The 18,461-nt window shown below is 57.5% G+C and carries 14 protein-coding genes; 6 read left to right on the plus strand and 8 right to left on the minus strand.

Translation table 11 applies throughout. From position 1 onward, the window contains the following. The first annotated feature begins 126 nt into the window (after positions 1–126). The gene (locus P4G45_RS01100) at positions 127–3,696 is read left to right on the plus strand and encodes a carboxypeptidase-like regulatory domain-containing protein (RefSeq protein WP_348267857.1); all 3,570 of its coding nucleotides are present in this window, start codon (positions 127–129) and stop codon (positions 3,694–3,696) included. A gap of 65 nt (positions 3,697–3,761) precedes the next feature. Here the strand turns inward: P4G45_RS01100 and P4G45_RS01105 are convergent, their stop codons facing one another. Continuing rightward, positions 3,762–4,931 carry an ROK family protein gene (locus tag P4G45_RS01105; RefSeq protein ID WP_348267858.1) on the minus strand — a complete coding sequence of 390 codons (1,170 nt, stop codon included), beginning with the start codon at positions 4,929–4,931 and terminating at the stop codon, positions 3,762–3,764. Between the two features lie 310 nt (positions 4,932–5,241). Here P4G45_RS01105 and P4G45_RS01110 point away from each other — a divergent pair, with 310 nt between their 5' ends. From P4G45_RS01110 to P4G45_RS01120, 3 genes are all read left to right on the plus strand, one after another. Next, on the plus strand, positions 5,242–8,508 hold the full coding sequence (locus tag P4G45_RS01110) for a TonB-dependent receptor (protein ID WP_348267859.1): 3,267 nt from the start codon (positions 5,242–5,244) through the stop codon (positions 8,506–8,508). A gap of 227 nt (positions 8,509–8,735) precedes the next feature. Next, the gene (locus P4G45_RS01115; RefSeq protein WP_348267860.1) at positions 8,736–10,220 is read left to right on the plus strand and encodes a UbiA family prenyltransferase; all 1,485 of its coding nucleotides are present in this window, start codon (positions 8,736–8,738) and stop codon (positions 10,218–10,220) included. Next, positions 10,217–11,065: a hypothetical protein gene (locus tag P4G45_RS01120; protein ID WP_348267861.1), complete on the plus strand. Its 849-nt coding sequence runs from the start codon at positions 10,217–10,219 to the stop codon at positions 11,063–11,065. Before P4G45_RS01115 ends, P4G45_RS01120 begins: the two co-directional genes overlap by 4 nt. Position 11,066: 1 nt before the next feature. Here the strand turns inward: P4G45_RS01120 and P4G45_RS01125 are convergent, their stop codons facing one another. Continuing rightward, positions 11,067–11,504 carry a 2Fe-2S iron-sulfur cluster-binding protein gene (locus P4G45_RS01125; protein ID WP_348267862.1) on the minus strand — a complete coding sequence of 146 codons (438 nt, stop codon included), beginning with the start codon at positions 11,502–11,504 and terminating at the stop codon, positions 11,067–11,069. Positions 11,505–11,506: 2 nt separating this feature from the next. Further along, entirely contained in the window at positions 11,507–13,528 is a 2,022-nt protein-coding gene (hscA, locus tag P4G45_RS01130) for a Fe-S protein assembly chaperone HscA (protein WP_348267863.1), read from the minus strand. A gap of 144 nt (positions 13,529–13,672) precedes the next feature. Between hscA and P4G45_RS01135 the strand changes: the two genes are divergently transcribed. Beyond that, positions 13,673–14,152 (plus strand): DinB family protein, encoded by a 480-nt coding sequence (locus P4G45_RS01135; protein ID WP_348267864.1) that lies wholly within the window; start codon positions 13,673–13,675, stop codon positions 14,150–14,152. Here P4G45_RS01135 and hscB read toward each other — a convergent pair. After that, the gene (gene hscB, locus P4G45_RS01140) at positions 14,149–14,769 is read right to left on the minus strand and encodes a Fe-S protein assembly co-chaperone HscB (protein WP_348267865.1); all 621 of its coding nucleotides are present in this window, start codon (positions 14,767–14,769) and stop codon (positions 14,149–14,151) included. The two genes, P4G45_RS01135 and hscB, sit on opposite strands and share 4 nt — an antisense overlap. Before the next feature lie 50 nt (positions 14,770–14,819). On the opposite strand from hscB, the gene P4G45_RS01145 reads away from it, so the two are divergent. Further along, positions 14,820–15,554 carry a DUF6624 domain-containing protein gene (locus P4G45_RS01145; protein ID WP_348267866.1) on the plus strand — a complete coding sequence of 245 codons (735 nt, stop codon included), beginning with the start codon at positions 14,820–14,822 and terminating at the stop codon, positions 15,552–15,554. Here the strand turns inward: P4G45_RS01145 and P4G45_RS01150 are convergent. From P4G45_RS01150 to P4G45_RS01165, 4 genes are all read right to left on the minus strand, one after another. Further along, positions 15,551–16,045, minus strand: a complete 495-nt coding sequence (locus P4G45_RS01150; protein WP_348269198.1) for an iron-sulfur cluster assembly accessory protein — start codon at positions 16,043–16,045, stop codon at positions 15,551–15,553. The two genes, P4G45_RS01145 and P4G45_RS01150, sit on opposite strands and share 4 nt — an antisense overlap. A 122-nt stretch (positions 16,046–16,167) precedes the next feature. Further along, complete coding sequence (iscU, locus tag P4G45_RS01155) at positions 16,168–16,587, minus strand: Fe-S cluster assembly scaffold IscU (RefSeq protein ID WP_348267867.1); 420 nt, start codon at positions 16,585–16,587, stop codon at positions 16,168–16,170. A gap of 61 nt (positions 16,588–16,648) precedes the next feature. Beyond that, on the minus strand, positions 16,649–17,902 hold the full coding sequence (locus P4G45_RS01160; protein ID WP_348269199.1) for an IscS subfamily cysteine desulfurase: 1,254 nt from the start codon (positions 17,900–17,902) through the stop codon (positions 16,649–16,651). A gap of 82 nt (positions 17,903–17,984) precedes the next feature. After that, a complete protein-coding gene (locus P4G45_RS01165) occupies positions 17,985–18,452 on the minus strand; it encodes an Rrf2 family transcriptional regulator (RefSeq protein WP_348267868.1) in 468 nt (155 codons plus the stop codon). Between the last annotated feature and the right edge of the window lie 9 nt (positions 18,453–18,461).

Below are 18,461 nucleotides of genomic sequence, written 5' to 3' on the forward strand. Positions count from 1 at the left end.
AAATCTCCTATCGGAATTATTTCTTGACGAGTGTTCTTCGTTTCAGCTATGGTTTCGTGGTCAGACCAAAGACAATTTCTGATCAAAAAACAGGTCGCATTTTTGAAACAGCCTCGGAGGCTCATTGTGAGCAAACGTTTCACCCGGTACTTCGCTTCAGCCGCTTTCGCCCTTAGCGTTCTTCTCCTCCCGGCCATGCTTCACGCCCAGCTGAGCGGCAAAGGAACCATTCAGGGGACGGTCACCGATCCCAGCGGTGCCATCGTTCCCGGCGCGACCGTCAAGATTGTTCACAACAGTACCCACACCGAGCATGATCAGCAGACCACCGGTTCCGGCTTCTACTCCGTGGCTTCGCTCGACCCCGGCGTCTACACCGTCACCGTTACGGCCCCCGGCTTTCAGGCCTACAGCCAGGAGAACGTGAACCTCGACGCCCTTCAGGTCTTCGGCCTCAACGTCAAGCTTCAGGTCGGCGCCACCGACACCACTATCACGGTGAGCACGGCCCCCGCGCCGCTCGATACGACCAACGCCACGCTCGGCACCACTATAGAGAATGAGACCTACGAGGCTTTGCCCCTGAACATGGGCGGCGCTCCCCGCGATCCCACGGCGTTCGTCTATCTGACCCCCGGCGTCGTCTCCGACGGGCACTCCGGCCAATTTAACGGCGGTCAGAGCTACCATAACGAAACCTACATCGAGGGTCTTGCAATTACCGACCCTGCGATTCAGGGAAACTCACAAGCCATCAATCGCGGCGTCTCCGTCGATGCCGTTGATCAGTTCCAAGTTCAGACCTCGAGCACCTCAGCCGCTTATCAGGGACAGGGGCTGCAGAACTATACCCTCAAGTCCGGCACCAACCAGTTCCACGGTCGCGCCTTCGAGTACTTCCGCAATACCGTTCTTGACACCTGGGGCTGGAGCTCCAAAAACGTCATCAACCCCGCCACTGGCACCGCGACCAAGCCGGTCGAGCGTCAGAACGAGTACGGCGGCACCCTCGGCGGACCCATCCTCAAGAACAAGCTCTTCTTCTTCGGCTCCTACGATGGCCAGCGCTATCTCAAGGGTTCCAATCCCTCCGCCGTTACCGTTCCGACCGATGCCGAGCGCACTGGCGACTTCTCCGCCGCCGCTCCCATCTATGATCCTCTGACTACCGTCTGCAACCATGGCGTCTGCACCCGTCAGCAGTTCAGCTACAACGGAAAACTCAATGTCATCGATCCTGCCCGCTTCTCCAAGGTGGCGCAGTTCTATCAGAAGTTCATTCCGGCGGCGACCGACAAGACTGCTCAGGTCAACAACTACCTCGGCGGTTTCAACACCGGTTTCAACTATTCCAAATACAGCATCAAGTTGGACTACGATCTCTCGCAGAAGAACCGCCTGACTCTGCTCTATACCTATGGCAACCGCGCGGCGAACCCCGGTTGCTGTGACAGCAGCGGTCTGCCTCAGCCCTTCACCGCCACCGTCGGCAATAGCCAGTTCAACATGCTGGGTTTGATTGAAGACACGTACACCATCAACGATCACCTGGTTAACCAGCTCAAGTACGGCGTCAGCCGTGGCGGCGGCGTCTCGCTCAACCCCGGCGAAGCTCCGCAGTATGCAGCTTCCGCCTCTGGTCTCGCGAACCTGCCCACGGGCCAGGCCTCCGACGCTGCTCCCCGCTTTGGTTTCAGCGGCAACATCGCCCCCGCTTCGCTGGGCGGTACGGCCAACTCCAACAACCAGGGCAATTCTGAATACGGCACCTCGTATGTCCTGCTCGACTCCATGCAGTATGTTCGCGGCAGACATTCCATGAGTTGGGGCGGCCAGTATCAGTGGCTCAACGACAACGACACGTCACTCACCGGCGGCACGTATCTCAACCTCAACTTCAGCAGCAATGAGACCGCGATGTTCAAGCCGGGAACGAGCACCCTCAACACGGCGACCGGCGCTCCGTATGCCAGCTTCATCCTGGGCGCGGTGGACGGCGGCAGCATCTCGGACTCCCGTCAGGTCATTACGACTGGCGCCCGCTACTACACCTTCTCGCCCTTCTTCGAAGACGACATCAAGGTCAACCAGCGGCTCACCGTTAATCTCGGTCTGCGCTGGGACCTCTACTCTCCCTTCCGCGAGGTTCACAACAAGCTCTCGTTCCTCGATGCGACCCGCATCAACCCCATCACCGGAACCCCCGGCGCACTCAGCTTCGCCGGCAACGGACCCGATGGTTGCAACTGCTCGACTCCAGTGCGCACCTGGTATAAGAACTTTGGTCCGCACATCGGCTTCGCCTATAGCGTCACACCAAAGACAGTGGTTCGTGGCGGCTCCGATATTGCGTATACCCATGCTGGCGGCGTTGGTGGCCGTGGCGGCGGACGTCAGGGAACAGGCCAACTCGGCTTCTCCGGCGGCCTTTCCATCGCTTCGCCCGACAGCGGCATCACACCCGGCCTTTATCTCAACGCGGCCAATAACTATGCCCTGCCGTCCTATGCTGCTGCGACACCGAATGCAGCCTTCGGCACCGGCTACACCACAACGCCCGGCTATACCGGTTCGCCCAATGGCGTGAGCTACGCCGATCCATATCTCAGCCGCCGCGCTCCTTACTACGAGAACTTCAACTTCGGCATTCAGCAGCAGGTCTTGACTCAGACCGTCCTCAGCGTCAACTACTCCGGCTCCAACGGCCACTTCCTCGGCACTGGAATTGGACATGGCATTTACTCCAACCAGCTTGATCCGCAATACCTGTTCCTCGGCAGCCTGCTCACTGCTCCTGCCACGACTGCTAACATCGCTGCGGCGAAGGCAAAGATGCCTTCCTTCAAGCTGCCCTACGCTAACTTTTCTCCATCGGCCTCCATCGGTCAGGCGTTGCGCCCGTTCGCGCAATACAACGGATTCTCCGACGTCTGGGGAGACATGGGCAACTCCAACTACAGCTCGCTTCAGGTGACCCTGAATCAGAAGCCACGCCGTGGTCTCAGCTACACCATCAACTACACCTACTCCAAGATGTATGACGATACCGGCACCGGACGCACGGCTTATGGCAACAATGCCTATGTTGAGCGCTCCCTTTCCACCACCGACCAGCCCAGCAACGTCTCTGCGTACGCCGTCTGGGAAGAACCCTTCGGTCACGGCAATGGGAATCGCTTCGTCAATGCGCTCATCAAGGACTATGCCATCTCCGGCATCTACCGCTATACCTCGGGCTATCCCTTGGCAATCACGGCGTCGGGCTGCAACCTGCCTTTCTCTGGCACCTGCATGCCTAACCTCAATCCCAACTTTCACGGCCCCATCCGTATCAACGATGGCTATGGCCACAACACCTATAAGGATGCTCTGGCTACGCCGTTTATCGACTACCGGGCATTCTCTGTACCGTCTGCCTACACCATAGGCAACGCTCCCCGCACCTATGCCTACGCTCTGCGTGGACCGGGCGGAGACGATACGGACATGAGTCTTCGCAGGGCATTCAATCTCTACGAGCGGCTCAAGTTCACCTTCCAGGCAGACGTCTTCAATGTCACCAACAACGTCCGCTTCGCCGACCCTAACGTTGTCTTCGATAGCAACGGCGGCACAACCAAGCAAACCTTCGGTAAGATCACCGGCACTGCGAACTCCTCTCGGGACATCCAGTTCTCGGGCCGCATCGACTTCTAATGCGGAGGCTGGACGTATAGGCCCTTCCATCCAGATGGAAGGGCCTATCTGTTTAAACTTCGCTGCTAGCGAACAGCCTGCTCCAGCAGAAATTTATGGGCCGCCACACTTGCCGCTCCTCGGGCCAGAAAACTCGGCTCGACATGGTGGAAGAGAACTCGAGTCGAAGACAGGAATCGCGGAAGGATGTTGTTCTCGATTGTCTGCCGGGTGGTTACGGTAAACAATCCGCTATCGAAGCCGGCGATGTCTTCAAAAAGTACAAGCTCCGGATTGTTTACCTGGATGACGCTGGCGATGGCAAGTCCAAGCGCCTCTCCTGCCGATCGTAGGATGGCGATCGCGTGCCGGTTGCCTTTGGTTGCCAGAACTTCGATGTCTTTGACGCTGGTTGCCGGTAACTGGGCGGCCCTTGCCTTCGCAAGAAGTGACTCACTGGCAGCGACGGTATTCAAGCAGCCTCGCTTGCCGCAGGGACATAACTCCCCGCCAGGGACGATCGTAATGTGAGAGATTTCGCCCGCTCCGCCATCGTGCCCTCGATAGAGCCGACCACGGATGTAATGTGCGCAACCCACACGCGCGCCGAGCGTGACAACGCTGAAATTTTTGGACTCCCGCGCCTTTCCGAAGAGCTTCTCCGCAATCGCAGCGGCGTTGGCATCGTTATCCACGTAGGTCGGAATGCCGGTCGCCTGCCCGACGATATCGGCGATGGGAACATTGTGCCAGCCGAGCGCGGAAGAGTGAATGCAGACGCCTTTGTCGTGAGCGACCACGCCGGACAGAGCGATGCCCAGGCCGAAAATCTGTTTCGTGGGTTTCTTCTCCGATCCAATCAGGTGCCGGATGCCGTGGCGAATGGACTCGGCGACCTCTTCCGGGCTGCTTTTTCCTGGTATCTCGCATTGGCTGACGACATCCCCAAGAAGATTCGTCAGCACCATCAGAGACGGCGTCTCCGCGATGTCAACGCCTACAAAATATCCGCGCTCTGCGTTCACGGATAGCAGCGTCGATGGCCTCCCCTTGCCCGGGTTATTTCGTACCACGGCGGCTTCATGCAGAATGCCCGCCTGAAGCAAGGCTTCGCTGATTTCAGTCAACGCGGAACGGCCAAGTCTCGTCTGGTCCGCGAGGACAGAGCGAGACATTGGCCCAGATTGGAGCAGGGCTTCAATCACTGCCAGTCTGGAGGAAGCCGTGCCATAGATCTTTCTGCTGTTGTCGCTCAATTCATTTCTTCCTCAGTCTTAGGCAATGTTTTATCAGGCATCCTGCCCGCATTCATTTATTTTATAGACCATATTAAATAGCCAACTTTAGTTGCAAAAGGTCTTGACATCCCAATTTCATTGGCCGATAACTAATTCACGTTTCCGGATCAAATAGATTCTTTCCACGATGGCGAGCTTGCAAACAGCGGCTGCGTGAGAGAGGGCGAACTTCGGAAAGCTGTTTTCTGTAAGGTCTGTTTGCTTTAGTGCAAATCAAGGATCCCGTAGTGATCAGGCACAGCAAGACCATTTAATCGGAGGCAAGCCCATGAAAACGCGAATTTATTTATGCAGTCTGTTGGCGTTCGTTCTCAGTTGCTCCATGGCATTGGGCCAGACGATCACGGGATCGATCACCGGGACGATCACCGATCCGAGCGGGGCGGCGGTTAACAGCGCGAAGGTGACGGCGATCAACGTCAATACCGGCGTCCAGACGCCCGCGACGACGAATGCGGATGGTATCTATACCATTCACTTTCTCCAGATCGGTCATTACAAGATCTCTGTAGAGGCCCAGGGCTTCGCGCCCACGACCGCCGGTCCTTTTGCCCTGGAAGTCTCCCAGGAAGCCAAGGTCGACGTGCATCTCACGGTCGGGACGGTGAATGAAAGCGTCATCGTGAGCAGCGCCGCGCCGATTCTCGATACGCAAAATGCGACCACTGGCGACACCATTACGGCCGCCGCGGCGACGGAACTTCCCCTGCAGGGGCGAAACTTCTCCTCTCTCACCACACTGGTAGCAGGAGCTGTCGCGCCCAACCCCTCGGCTCAGAACATGGTCGGCCGCAGCGGGTATAACGGCGGCTTCTTTATCAACGGCAACCGTGAGCAGTCCAACAATTACACGCTCGACGGCGCCGACATCAATGAAGCCATCGACAACTACATCGGCTACAGCCCCAATGTGGACGCTATCGGTGAGCTGCATATCATCAGCGGCAACGCCACAGCCGAGTATGGCAATGCGAATGGCGGCCAGGTGGTTATGGTCACCAAGAGCGGCACCAACCAGTTCCACGGCGGCGCCTACTGGTTCTTGGAAAACACCAACCTCAACGCCAATAGCTGGGCCAATAAACACACGCCGAACCCATCGACGATCGGCCCTGTTCCCGCCCTCAATCGAAGCATCTTCGGTGGCACCCTGGGCGGTCCCCTTGTCCGCAACCGTCTTTTTTTCTTCGTCGACTATCAGGGGGCGCGCCAGCACGCCAGCACCTCCGAGTTGCGCTCCGTTCCCACACTGGCTATGCGCGCGGGGTACGCTCCCGTCCTCGGCCATAACGTTACGATCAGCAACCCTGTCGCGATTTTTCTATTTGCCCACCCCGAACTTTACCCGGACCCTAACGTTGGGAGTAGCAGCGCCAACGGCATCACGAACGACTATCGCGGCACTTATGCCAACGCTACCCATAACGACCAGGGCGACGTCAAGATCGATGCCAAACTTACCACCAGCGACAGTGTGTCGGGCCGTTTCAGCATGGGCCGTGAACATGACGGTTACGGCAAGGTCTCCATTCCAACCGATATTCCAACCAACAACTCCGATCCGTACACCGGCTTCATCGTCAACTGGACACACGTCTTCTCGGCAAGCCTCGTGAATGAGGCGCGTGCCGGTGTCGGTCGCACTCGTTATATCGCGACGCCCACCGATCTTAGCGGTCAGTTCGGAATTACGGGTAACCAGAAGTTGGGCATTCCCGGCACACAGATTGTGCCCGGCATATCAACCTTCGACCTAACCGCCGCCTCCATCGATCCCATCGGAACTACGGCTCAGGCAAAAGGCAATGGGGCTTATGCAGGTATCGATTCTGACAGTATCGTCAACGCCTTTACTTACGGTGACAATCTAAGCTGGCAACGCGGCCGCCATGCTCTGAAATTCGGCGCACAAGCGCTGCGCTATCAGGAGAACCGCTACTACTCCGGAAACGACGGCTCCCTCGGCTGGTTCCAATATACCGGCGCAGCCACCGGCGACGCATGGGCCGACTTCCTGGAGGACAAGGCCTTCGGCTTCGGCCAGGGCGCCGTCACCGGACGCTGGGGACAGCGGCAGTGGCGCGACGCTCTTTTCGTGCAGGACGACTTCAAAGCCAGCGATAGCCTCACCTTGAACATTGGTCTCCGATGGGAGTGGGACCAACCGATGTATGAGGTCAACAACAAGCAAGTCAACATTAACATCACCACCGGCGCGATTCAGGACGCGGGCCAGAACGGTAACAGTCGCGCTCTCTATAACGACTTCTGGGGCGGCTTTATGCCGCGTGTCGGCTTCGCCTACTCTCCCAGCAGGCTCAACGGCAGGTTCGTTGTCCGCGGTGGATACGGCATCACCAACTTCCTCGAAGGCACGGGTGCCAACCTGCGTCTTACCCTTAACCCTCCCTTCTTTGTCGATTCCTCCCAGCAGTCCGACCTCATCACCTTCTTCCGGACCGGGAATGGCTTTCCCCGTCCGGCCAATGCCTCGCAGCTCGCCGGTAACGTTCGCGCATGGGATCCCAACCTGAAGCCCGCTCTGATTCAGCAGTACAACCTCACGACTGAATATCAGGTCAACAACAGTACCTCTCTCGTCGTCGCCTATCTTGGCCAGGACGGAAACCATCTCGTCGATCCGCGCGAGGCCAATCAAAAGCATTGCCCTACCTGCCCGTTGCCCGTCACAAGCCTCTCTCCCGCGCTCTCGCAGATCGGGCGCGTCAGCTATACCGAGTCCAAGTCGATGATGAACTACAACGCGCTTCAGATCACCGGTCGTCATCGCCTTACCCGTGGACTTGAGTTCCTCACCAACTACACCTGGAGCAAGTCCCTCACCAACAATCTCGGCTACTACGGAGCAGGCGGCGGGTCGGGCTCTTCGCAGAGTGCCTACTGGCAGGACTCCTACAACGGTGGCACAGATTACGGGCCGGCCTTCTTCGACGCGACCCACATCTTTTCCTTCTCGGGCTACTATGACCTGCCCATCGGTCGCGGCAAGCAGTTCGGAGCCAACATGAACCGCGTTGTTGACCTCGCCGTCGGCGGGTGGAAACTGGCTGCTATCACCAGCCTCCACACCGGCATGCCTGTCACGATGATGTCCGCGGAGCACTATGGAGTGAACCAGCGCACTGACCGAGCCAACCACTATCGCAAACTCATCATCAAGAACCGATCCGTCGCCAATTGGTTCGGCACCGACCCATCCGCTGTTCCCTGCGTCAGCGGCGTTGACAACGGCATCTGCGCCTATGGTGAAGAGTCATCCACGGGTCTCGGTACCGCAGGCGTCGGGACAGAGCGGGCACCGGGCTACCACGATCTGGATGCGGCACTCAGCAAAGCCTTTAACATCACTGAGAGCAAGCATCTCGATTTCCGTGCCGACTTCTTCAACGTCCTCAACACCACCAGCCTGGCTCCCCCGAGCCGCAACGTGTCCCCGGGGAACTCGTTCGGGCAGATTAACTCAACCGTCTCGACCGAGCGGCAGATTCAACTTGCCCTGAAGCTCGTCTTCTAAGCCGAGGGCACTCTAACCCAATAGCCGAACCCCTCTTCCTTGTGACAAGAAAGAGGGGTTTTCGCGTCGGGATTATCTGGCAGGTTTTGTCGCTCAAAAAGCCGCTCAATGAGCGTCCCGATGTCCTGTAAACAAACAAAATCCCGTTCGTTAATGAATTTCAGTCGTCAGCACCCGTATAAAGGAGAGTGACACTACCAAACGCCGTATCCAACGAAGGATCCTCCTTGTCCCTCCCCGCTTCCGGTCCCGCCTCGCTCCCAGCGCTCTGCGTTGATCTCGACGGAACCCTGGTCAAATCCGACACGCTTTACGATTCTGCGCTGGTCCTCGCGCGTCATCATCCCGCTGCGCTTCTCCAGCTTCCGCGCTGGCTGGCAAGGGGCAAAGCGGCGCTCAAGCGCCATATCACCGCTGAAGTTCAGCTTGATGTCGCTCATCTCCCTTACAATCGCGAACTTCTGCAGTATCTCGAGCAGCAGCACACTACTGGCCGCCCAATCTACCTCACCACCGCGGCCGACTCTGTTCTTGCAGACCGCATCGCCGCCCACCTCAATCTCTTCACGGACGTCCTGGCCTCCGATGGAACTCTCAATCTCGCAGGACCAAATAAGCTGGCCGCCTTCAGGCAAACCTTCGGCGACCATTTCTCCTATATCGGCAATGCGCTTCCGGACCTCACGCTGCTCCAGAATTGCAAGGAGCCGATGGTCGCCAACCCGACGGCTGGCCTGAGTGCAGCGCTCCGCCGCTCCGGTATCGTTCCTGTCCGTACCTTCACAGAACGTGTCTCCCCACTCCGCGCATGGCCAAAGGCCATTCGTATCCACCAGTGGGCGAAGAACACCCTGATTTTTCTGCCACTTCTTCTTGCCCACGCGTGGAATCCTGCTCTATTGACCGCAGCATTCGTTGCTTTCCTGAGCTTCGGCCTCTGCGCGTCGGCGACATATATCATCAACGACCTACTGGATTTAGAGGTGGATCGTCAACATCCACGCAAACGTCGCCGGCCCTTCGCGTCGGGGGATCTATCCGCAATCAGCGGCGTCGCCGTGGTCTTTCTTTTCCTGGTAGCTTCTGTCTGTCTCGCAATCCTTGTGCCGCACGTTATCAGCGCCATCTCGCCTTCGCTGACACTCGCCCGTCCCTATTATTTTCTAGGGTGGCTGGCCATCTATGCTGTCACCACACTGGCCTATTCGCTACGCTTTAAGCGCGCTGTGATGGTCGATGTCATCGTCCTTTCCGGGCTTTACACGATTCGCATTCTCGCCGGGTCAGCGGCGACGGGAGTGGCCGTCTCCACCTGGCTAGCGAGCTTCAGCATCTTCTTCTTTCTGTCGCTGGCGTTTGTCAAACGCTTTGCAGAGCTCGAAAATCTGCGCGAGCGCGGTGGCTCAACCGCAGGGGGGCGTGGTTACCATGTCTCTGATATTGAGCAGCTTCGCAGCTTCGGTTCGGCCAGCGGATATGTCTCCGTGGCTGTTCTTACGCTCTACATCTCGAACCTGAACGCCGCCGAGCTCTACCATCACACCAATCGGCTTTGGCTGCTTGTGCCGGTTCTATTGCTTTGGATAAGCCTTCTGTGGCTGCGGGCCTCAAGAGGCGAACTCGATGAAGATCCCGTCGTCTATGCGATTACAGATCGTCGCAGCCTTCTTTTGGGAGTAGCTGTCGTCGCGGTCGTTCTTTTGGCGCTGTGAAAACCGGCGGGCATCTCACGTCTTCCATGCTTCGCCGCGAACTCAGCGTACGCAGCTACAATCTGGCTCGCACTCAGAAGCTGCTGCACGATGTTTCTCCCGGCGCAAACTCTGTGGTTATCTTCGGGCGTGATGAGCAGGGACGGCACGGCAACTTTCACCCTGACTCGTATACCCAGATCTGCGTCAACCCGGCATGGGCTCGTCGCCTTAACAAGGTTCACACTGCGTCCCGCCGCTCCCGCGCTCGCAAAGATTGGCAATGGATGGAGCTTGACTCCGCCAACAGCTCCGACGCCTTGCTGATGAACATCTTCTGCCATCCCGGAGTCTTCAGCGAAGGCATACTCAATCTCCGCGTAGCCAATCTCCTCAACGTCGATCCGGCCACACAACCCTGCTTCGGCATCACCCCCGGAGTTCCGCTCCGCAACGGCCACCTCGACCGTTCTGAGATCGATCTTCATTTGGGCAATCTCTTCGTCGAGGCCAAACTGACCGAGACCAGCTTTCAGAATGCTCGGCCACGTCTCATCGAACGTTATCGCGATTTCGAAACCGTCTTCGACGTTACGCGCCTGCCTTGGACAGCCGACGGCATCGTGCAGGGATACCAACTCATCCGCAACGTGCTCGCGGCTTTTGCGAGCGATATGTCTTTCTGCGTCCTCTCGGACGCTCGCCGACAGGACCTCATCGAAGTCTGGTACTCGGTTCTGTCGGCAGTCCACTACCCCAGCTTTGCGTGGCGCTTGAAGCTGCTTACATGGCAGGAACTAGCCGCAGCTCTCCCCACAGAACTGCAGCAATTCCTTGAAATCAAGTACGGGATCGTCGTGGCCTGAACTACTCGCTGCCCGGTCCGTGCCGGGGTTTGCCTTCCTGCACGTAATTGCGGTTCCACTTGGGGATTTCCACTACATACGTTCCAGGCTTTTCAATGACAGCCTGGCATCCCAGCCGCGAGTTCAACTGAATATCCGCCGCCGTCTCCATGCGGTCGAGCTCGAGATCTTCCGCCTCACTCACGCCCTGCATCCCTTCCTTCACCCACAAGTGACAGGTCGTACAGGCGCAGACTCCGCCGCAGGCGTGGTCCAGAAAGATGTCGTAGTTCTCGGCAACATCCAGAAACGACATCGGCTGACCGTGTCCCTCATACGGCAGCGAGTCAAATGGAAATTCCACCGTCCGTCCTTCGGGCTCAAATGTAACCCGGACCATCCCTTCGCCTGCAGGCTTCGACAAATCCACGACTTCATTACTCTTCTTGTTCTCAGACATACTTAATCTTCCGTCGACTCTCCGGCCGTAGCCTCATTGTTTATTGAATCTTCAATCTCAGCAGTCTCTGCATCAACTTCGGCCTTCGAATCGAGCATCTGCGCCTTGGCAAACGGATGCGGAGCGGTTGGCCCCTCGCCCATGCTTTCCCCTGCCGCGCTCATCGTCTTGCCCTTCATCGCGCCAGAGACGGCGGAGTCCATCATCACTTCCGCAAACCGCCGCGTCGCCTTATCCAGCCGCTCAATTGCCTGCCGAATAATCTTGTAATCTCCACCCCTCACCGAGGCCTTCACCTCATTGATGGCTTCTTCAATCTTCTCAATCTCATCGGAGGTCAACTTCTGCCAGGCTTCATGGTTTTTGCCCTTTTCTACCGCAGCCAGAATTGTCTCCGCCTCATTCTTCGCTTCGATCACCTGTCGTTCCATGATGTCCTCCTCGGCGAAATCGAAAGACGCCAGAATCATCGACTCTACCTGCTCGTCTGTCAGGCCATACGTCGGCTTCACCTCAACCTCGGCCTCTTTGCCGCTTCGTTGCTCGCGTGCGCTGACATGCAAAATTCCATTCGCATCGATCAGAAATTTCACCTCGATGCGCGGCAGCCCCGCCACCATCGGCGGAATACCTTTCAGGTCGAAGCGGGCCAGCGACCGGCAATCCTTCGCCAACTCGCGCTCTCCCTGCACGACATGGATCGCCACATTCGTCTGCCCATCGACGCCGGTTGTAAAGTGCTCCGTCGCGCTTGCCGGAATCGTCGAGTTTCGCTGAATGATCTTCGCCACCACACCGCCCAGCGCTTCAATTCCCAGCGAAAGTGGAGTCACATCGAGCAGCAGCAGATCCTCCGTCTTGGCCGATCCGCCAGCCAGGATCTGCGCCTGCACTGCAGCACCCAGTGCTACGACTTCATCAGGATTCAGCTCAGTATGCGGCTTCTTCCCGCGCGCACTCAGGCCAAACAACTCGTCGACCAAGCGTCGCACCGCAGGAATTCGGGTAGACCCGCCGACCAGTACGACTTCGTCAATTTGGTCGATCGACAACCCCGCATCTTTCAAAGCCTGCCTGCAAGGGCCAGCCGTTCGACCGATGACGGCCCCGGCTAATTCCTCAAACTGGGCACGCGTAATCTGGCGCAGGTATCTCTTTGGCTCATTACCATCGACCGCGGGCAGCAGCACATTGAGCATCGCCGTCTCTACCACCGAAAGCTGAATCTTCGCTTCAATCACGGCTTTGCGAATCTCCTGCACGGCCTCGCCATTGCCGCGCACATCTTCGCCCAGATCGCCGGCAATATCATCGAGCGCAATTGCAATCAGCAGATTGTCGATATCGTCGCCGCCAAGGTGGGTGTCGCCGCCGGTGGCGATCACCTCAAAGATTCCCTCATGCAGCTTCAGGATGGAGATGTCGAACGTGCCGCCGCCAAAGTCGTACACGGCGATCAAGCCGTCTTTATTCTTGTTCAACCCATAGGCCAGTGCCGCCGCCGTAGGCTCGTTCACCAGCCGCAGGACCTCGAGTCCGGCAATCCGTCCGGCATCCTTCGTGGCCTGCCGCTGAGCGTCATTGAAGTAGGCGGGAACCGTAATCACGGCCTTCGTCACCGGGCCGCCAAAGAACCGCTCTGCGTTCTTCTTCAATTGCATCAGCACATAAGCGGATATCTCCGGTGGCGTCAGCATCAGACCGCCCACGCTCAGCCGTAACACTTCGCCTGGCTGCAACCCTTCCGCCAGTTTGAAGGGAAACAGCTTCAACTCATCCTGCACGTCGGTGAGATCGCGCCCCATCAGCCGCTTGGCCGAATACACTGCGCTTGCCGAATCCGCCAGCAAAGTTCCACGAGCAGCATTTCCGACCACCACCCCATCATCGGTCCACGCGACGACGGACGGCACCAGCCGTTCGCCATCTTCGCCTGGAATCACGACCGGCGTCTCTCCCTGCATAAACGCCACCAGCGAATTTGTCGTTCCAAGATCGATCCCTACAACCCGCTCATCAGCCATAACCAACAAACCCTCTATAGTTCCAATGCCTTATCTCTATTGTCCTACAAACCGCAACGCCACTGCGGCGCATGTAGTTAGATGCCATCCGCTCCTGCATTTTTCACTAAGTATCCGTCGCCGTGCCGTGATACCGTTTTCTCCATGGAACTCAACCCTTACGAGAAATTCCTGGCTGGCCAGGAACCCATTCCCGTCCTCACGTCCACGGCCGACCGCCTCTATGCACTCACCGCACCGCTCTCCGGCGTGCAGATCGACCAGGCCCCCGCAACGGGAAAATGGAGCATCCGCGAGATTGCTGCTCACCTCGCCGACTGCGAGATCGTCTTCAGCTTTCGCCTGCGCCAGACCCTCAGCCAGAAGCACGCCCTCATTCGCCCTTTCGACCAGGAGGCATGGGCTACGCGCTATGCGGCCTATGACCTCGATACCGCGCTCAGCCTCTTCAAAGCCGCTCGCAACTGGAATCTCCGGCTCTTAACCACCGTCACAGAAGAGGACCGTCACCGCCCAACGACACATCCGGAACGCGGCACGATGACCTTCTGGACCATCGTCGAAACCATGGCTGGTCACGATATCAATCATCTTCAGCAGATAGAACGACTCGCAGCAGTCTAGACCGGCTGTTCCAAAGCCTCGTTGACATCGCGCACCAGATTGCGCAGATAGCTGCGCTTGTTCAACAGCGTCACCATCGCATCCCTGGCCGCAGCCTTTCCTGCCTCATCGCCCGAATCGACGGCGGCATCCCATCGTGCCCACAGGCTCTCCAACTGCGCCTGCGCTTCCACCATCTTCGCATCGAATGCATCCTTGGCCGTCATCAGGTCGCGCCGCAGCTCCGGCTCATCCTCGCCCATCTGTTTGGCGGCACGCATCTCCTGAAGCTGCATGTTCAGCTCGAAGACCTCTTCGAGCAACTCCGGCGGGACGATCTGCTTTTTCTGTTCGCCGGTCGCCCTCGCCGCATCAGTGGCAGCCTTCGACTGCTCCTCCAGCTCGACGCCCTCGAGCTTCAGCAGGTATTGTGTCCGCAGAATCGGATCTTTCAATGTCCGGTAACCGTCGTTCAGCAGCGACGACTGCGCCAGGGCGGCCTCCTGCTCCGCCGTCGGCTTCGAGGCGAACCGGTCCGGGTGCAACTTGCGCGAAAGCGTGTAAAACTGCTTCTCCAGCGACGCTGTATCAATCTGCAACTTGGATGGCAAATCAAAAACTTCAAAGTAGTTCGACATAAACAGACGTATCTCCAGCCCTCGCGTGAGGACACATTTAGAATACGGCAATGCCCCGAAAGTCCTTTCTCGTTTTTACCGCCGCTATTTTTGTAGCACTTCCGTCATCACTGCCTGCACAAAGCACGGCGAGAGCTGCTACCGCCGAAACCCAGTCCTCTGCGAACTGGGAATCTGCCATCAAAGCACGGCGGCAACAGCTCATTCAGCAAAATGGGCAGGGCACTGATACAACACTGCGTAGCCAATTGCTCGCCATGCGCGACAAAGATCAGGCAGTACGCGGATTTTCCAGTGGTAGATCTGCATCCGGTATGACACCCGACATGCTGGCGAAGCTCCCATCCACTGATGCCGAACTTACGCTTGAACTCAAACAGATTGTGGACCAGAAGGGCTGGCCGACTATCTCGCTGGTCGGCATCGAAGCCTCGAACGCTGCCATGCTGATACTCACTCATACCGCCGACCACGCCTGGCAGGCAAAGCTCCTGCCGCAGCTCGAACAACTCGCAGACGCGCGCAGGATTGACGCCTCCATGCTCGCTCTCGTCATCGATAAGGAACTGGTATCGGAAGGGAAGTTACAGCGCTACGGCACACAGTTCAAATTTGTAAACGGGGAGATGGCGATGTATGGAGTGGAAGACCCGGGGGGCCTCGATCAGCTACGTGCAAGGGCGTTGCTGCCGCCGATGAAGGTCTACAAAGAAACGCTGGCGCAGATCTACCACTTGAAAGCGGGCAACGCCATCGTGAGCGCTACCTCTCCCGCTCGAAACTAAGCGGTAAAACTTGACCCACACCCGCAACTCTTGGTCGAGTTCGGATTGATGAAGTTGAAGCCCTGCCGCATCAGTGTCTCTTCAAAATCCAGCACCATGCCATGCAGGTAGATAAAGCTCTTCGGGTCGACAAAGAGCCGAATTGGCGCGCCATTTGTCGGATCACCAGCCGTCTCTATGCCCGCACCGAATGCATATACGCGGTCCCGTTCGCGAGGCTGCGAATCGAATCGGATGTTGTAGCTTAAGCCCGAACAACCGCCACCCTGAATCCCCACACGCAAACCACCCTGCTCCGGTGATACGTTCTCCTTCGCCATCGCAATGCGAATCCGTTTCAGTGCCTTCTCAGTAATCTGGATGCCCTTCTGCGCGGGCTCCTGGCCCTCTGCGGTCAGCACAGTCATCCCGGCTAGCGGGTCTTTTGACTGGCCCGCCGGAGCCGCATGTGCTTCCCTGCTGGTCTCGGTCTGTAAACTCACCATCGCCATCATTCACGTCCTTAACTGAACGACCACGGATTTAACACGGATTAAACGGACAGGAACAAAGCGTCTTGGGCTTTGAAATCCGTGTTCATCCGCACTGATCCGCGGTCGTCTACCGGTTTAGATTAGTGGGCTGCAACCGCCGCGGTCGCTGTCTCAGCAACGTTGTTCTTCTTCTTCCAGTCGCCAATCGCCGCACGGATCGCGTCTTCCGCGAGCACCGAGCAGTGGATCTTCACCGGAGGAAGCGCAAGTTCCTTCACGATGTCGGTATTCGTAATCGTGAGCGCCTCCGCAACCGTCTTGCCCTTAACCCACTCTGTAGCAAGCGAGGATGAGGCAATCGCCGAACCGCAGCCGAACGTCTTGAACTTCGCGTCCTCGATAACCTGGGTCTCGGGGTTCACGCGAATCTGCAGACGCATCACGTCACCACACTCAGGCGCGCCGACAAGGCCGGTACCAACTTCGTCCGAACCCTTGTCCATCTGTCCAACGTTCCGCGGATTGTTGTAGTGATCAATTACCTTATCGCTGTATGCCATGTCATTCTCCTTCTTGCCTGTTTCAATCTCTGTTCGAATCTCTGTTCATGAGCGCTGCGTCTTAGTGCGCCGCCCATTCAATCTTGCTAAGGTCAATGCCTTCCTTCACCATCTCGTACAGCGGAGAAAGCTCGCGCAGTTTCGAAACCACGTCGATCACCTTGTCCGAAACGTAATCCACTTCCGCCTTGGTATTGAAACGTCCAAGCCCAAACCGGATCGAGCTGTGCGCCACATCGTCGCCCAGTCCCAAAGCCTTCAATACATATGATGGCTCCAGCGTCGCCGAGGTGCACGCCGAACCTGAAGAAACCGCGACGTCGTTGATACCCATCAGCAGGCTCTCGCCCTCCACATGTACAAAGCTCATATTGAGATTGCCCGGCAGATGATGCTCCATATTGCCGTTCACGTGGATGTAATCGAGTGCTTTCTCGAACTTGGCCCTGAGATAGTCGCGAAGCTCCGCCTCGCGCTTGGCCTCGGCTTCCATCTCATTGCTGCAAATCTCACAGGCTGCGCCCAAGCCAACAATGCCGGGAACATTCAGCGTGCCAGAACGCATTCCGCGCTCATGGCCTCCGCCGTTAATCTGCTCGGAGATCTGCACGCGTGGGTTGCGGCGGCGAACGTAGAGCGCGCCTACGCCCTTTGGCCCGTAGATCTTGTGCCCGGAGAGCGACAGGACATCGATGTTATCGGCAATCACGTTGACCGGCACCTTGCCCACAGCCTGCACCGCATCCGTGTGGAAGATCACACCCTTTTCATGGCAGAGCTTGCCGATCTCGGCGATGGGTTGAATCACGCCAATCTCGTTGTTCGCATACATGATCGAAACCAGGATGGTCTTATCGTCCATCGCACGCTTCAGGTCTTCGATATCGATCAATCCATCGGCCTGCACAGGCAGGTAGGTCACACGGAAGCCCTGCTTCTCAAGCTTCTTGCAGGTATCAAGAATCGCCTTGTGCTCAGTCACCTGGGTGATGATGTGGTTGCCGCGTTCGCGGTACATCTCGGCGATGCCTTTGAGCGCAAGATTGTTCGACTCAGTCGCGCCGCTGGTGAAGATGATCTCCTTAGCGGTCGCACCGATCAGCTTGGCAATCTGCTCGCGCGCCTTGTCCACAGCCTGCTCAGCTTCCCAGCCGAACGAGTGATTGCGGCTCGCCGCATTGCCGAACTTCGGTCCGAAGTAAGGCATCATCGCCTCGAGAACCCGAGGATCAAGCGGAGTCGTCGCATGGTTGTCCATGTAGATGGGCAGATGTACGCCTGCCGGAAGCGGGGTCGCGGACTCTGTAATGATCATCCCGTTATTGCTCATATCGTTGCTCATGCTGTTGCTCCTGATCTCTGTTCTTGCTTTCTGTTTCGTGTAGCTTGATCGTGTTCTAAACCGCGATACTCACCAATCCGCCACCCACCAAAGCGCCTGTTCCGGGATGCTCCGCATCCGAAGCTTCAATCAGGTCGGCGATGGATATCGCGCTCAACAATTCCTTGATACTGTCGTTTACCTTGCGTAGTGGTTCTTTGATGGTGCAATGTCCCGCAAGGTCGCACGATCCGTGAATCGTAATGCAGCTTGTAATGAACAGCGGCCCATCAATCGCCCTGATCACCTCGAAGGCGGAAATCTCCTTCGCATCACGTACAAGCGCATATCCTCCATTGGTTCCGGCGTGAGAGACAAGCAACTCGGCCTTAGCCAGAGTCTGTAATATCTTTGCCAGCAGTTGCGGAGGAATGTGATAAGCCTCGGCAATGTCCTTGGCGCTGTGTGCGCTGCCGTCGGCCTGCTCGGCCAGATACTTCAGGGCCATCAGACCATAATCCGCTTTTTTGGTCAGACGAAGCATCGAAAACCC

Origin of the sequence: Edaphobacter paludis (genome assembly GCF_039993895.1) — a bacterium.
Lineage (GTDB): Bacteria > Acidobacteriota > Terriglobia > Terriglobales > Acidobacteriaceae > Edaphobacter > Edaphobacter paludis.

What these genes read in the sequence shown, in the direction of transcription:
- P4G45_RS01125 (WP_348267862.1), bottom strand. Translation starts at nt 11,504, where the DNA reads ATGTCTGAGAACAAGAAGAGTAATGAAGTCGTGGATTTGTCGAAGCCT.
- P4G45_RS01165 (WP_348267868.1), bottom strand. Translation starts at nt 18,452, where the DNA reads ATGCTTCGTCTGACCAAAAAAGCGGATTATGGTCTGATGGCCCTGAAG.
- P4G45_RS01135 (WP_348267864.1), top strand. Translation starts at nt 13,673, where the DNA reads ATGGAACTCAACCCTTACGAGAAATTCCTGGCTGGCCAGGAACCCATT.
- hscA (WP_348267863.1), bottom strand. Translation starts at nt 13,528, where the DNA reads ATGGCTGATGAGCGGGTTGTAGGGATCGATCTTGGAACGACAAATTCG.
- P4G45_RS01160 (WP_348269199.1), bottom strand. Translation starts at nt 17,902, where the DNA reads ATGATCATTACAGAGTCCGCGACCCCGCTTCCGGCAGGCGTACATCTG.
- hscB (WP_348267865.1), bottom strand. Translation starts at nt 14,769, where the DNA reads ATGTCGAACTACTTTGAAGTTTTTGATTTGCCATCCAAGTTGCAGATT.
- P4G45_RS01110 (WP_348267859.1), top strand. Translation starts at nt 5,242, where the DNA reads ATGAAAACGCGAATTTATTTATGCAGTCTGTTGGCGTTCGTTCTCAGT.
- P4G45_RS01145 (WP_348267866.1), top strand. Translation starts at nt 14,820, where the DNA reads ATGCCCCGAAAGTCCTTTCTCGTTTTTACCGCCGCTATTTTTGTAGCA.
- P4G45_RS01150 (WP_348269198.1), bottom strand. Translation starts at nt 16,045, where the DNA reads ATGGCGATGGTGAGTTTACAGACCGAGACCAGCAGGGAAGCACATGCG.
- iscU (WP_348267867.1), bottom strand. Translation starts at nt 16,587, where the DNA reads ATGGCATACAGCGATAAGGTAATTGATCACTACAACAATCCGCGGAAC.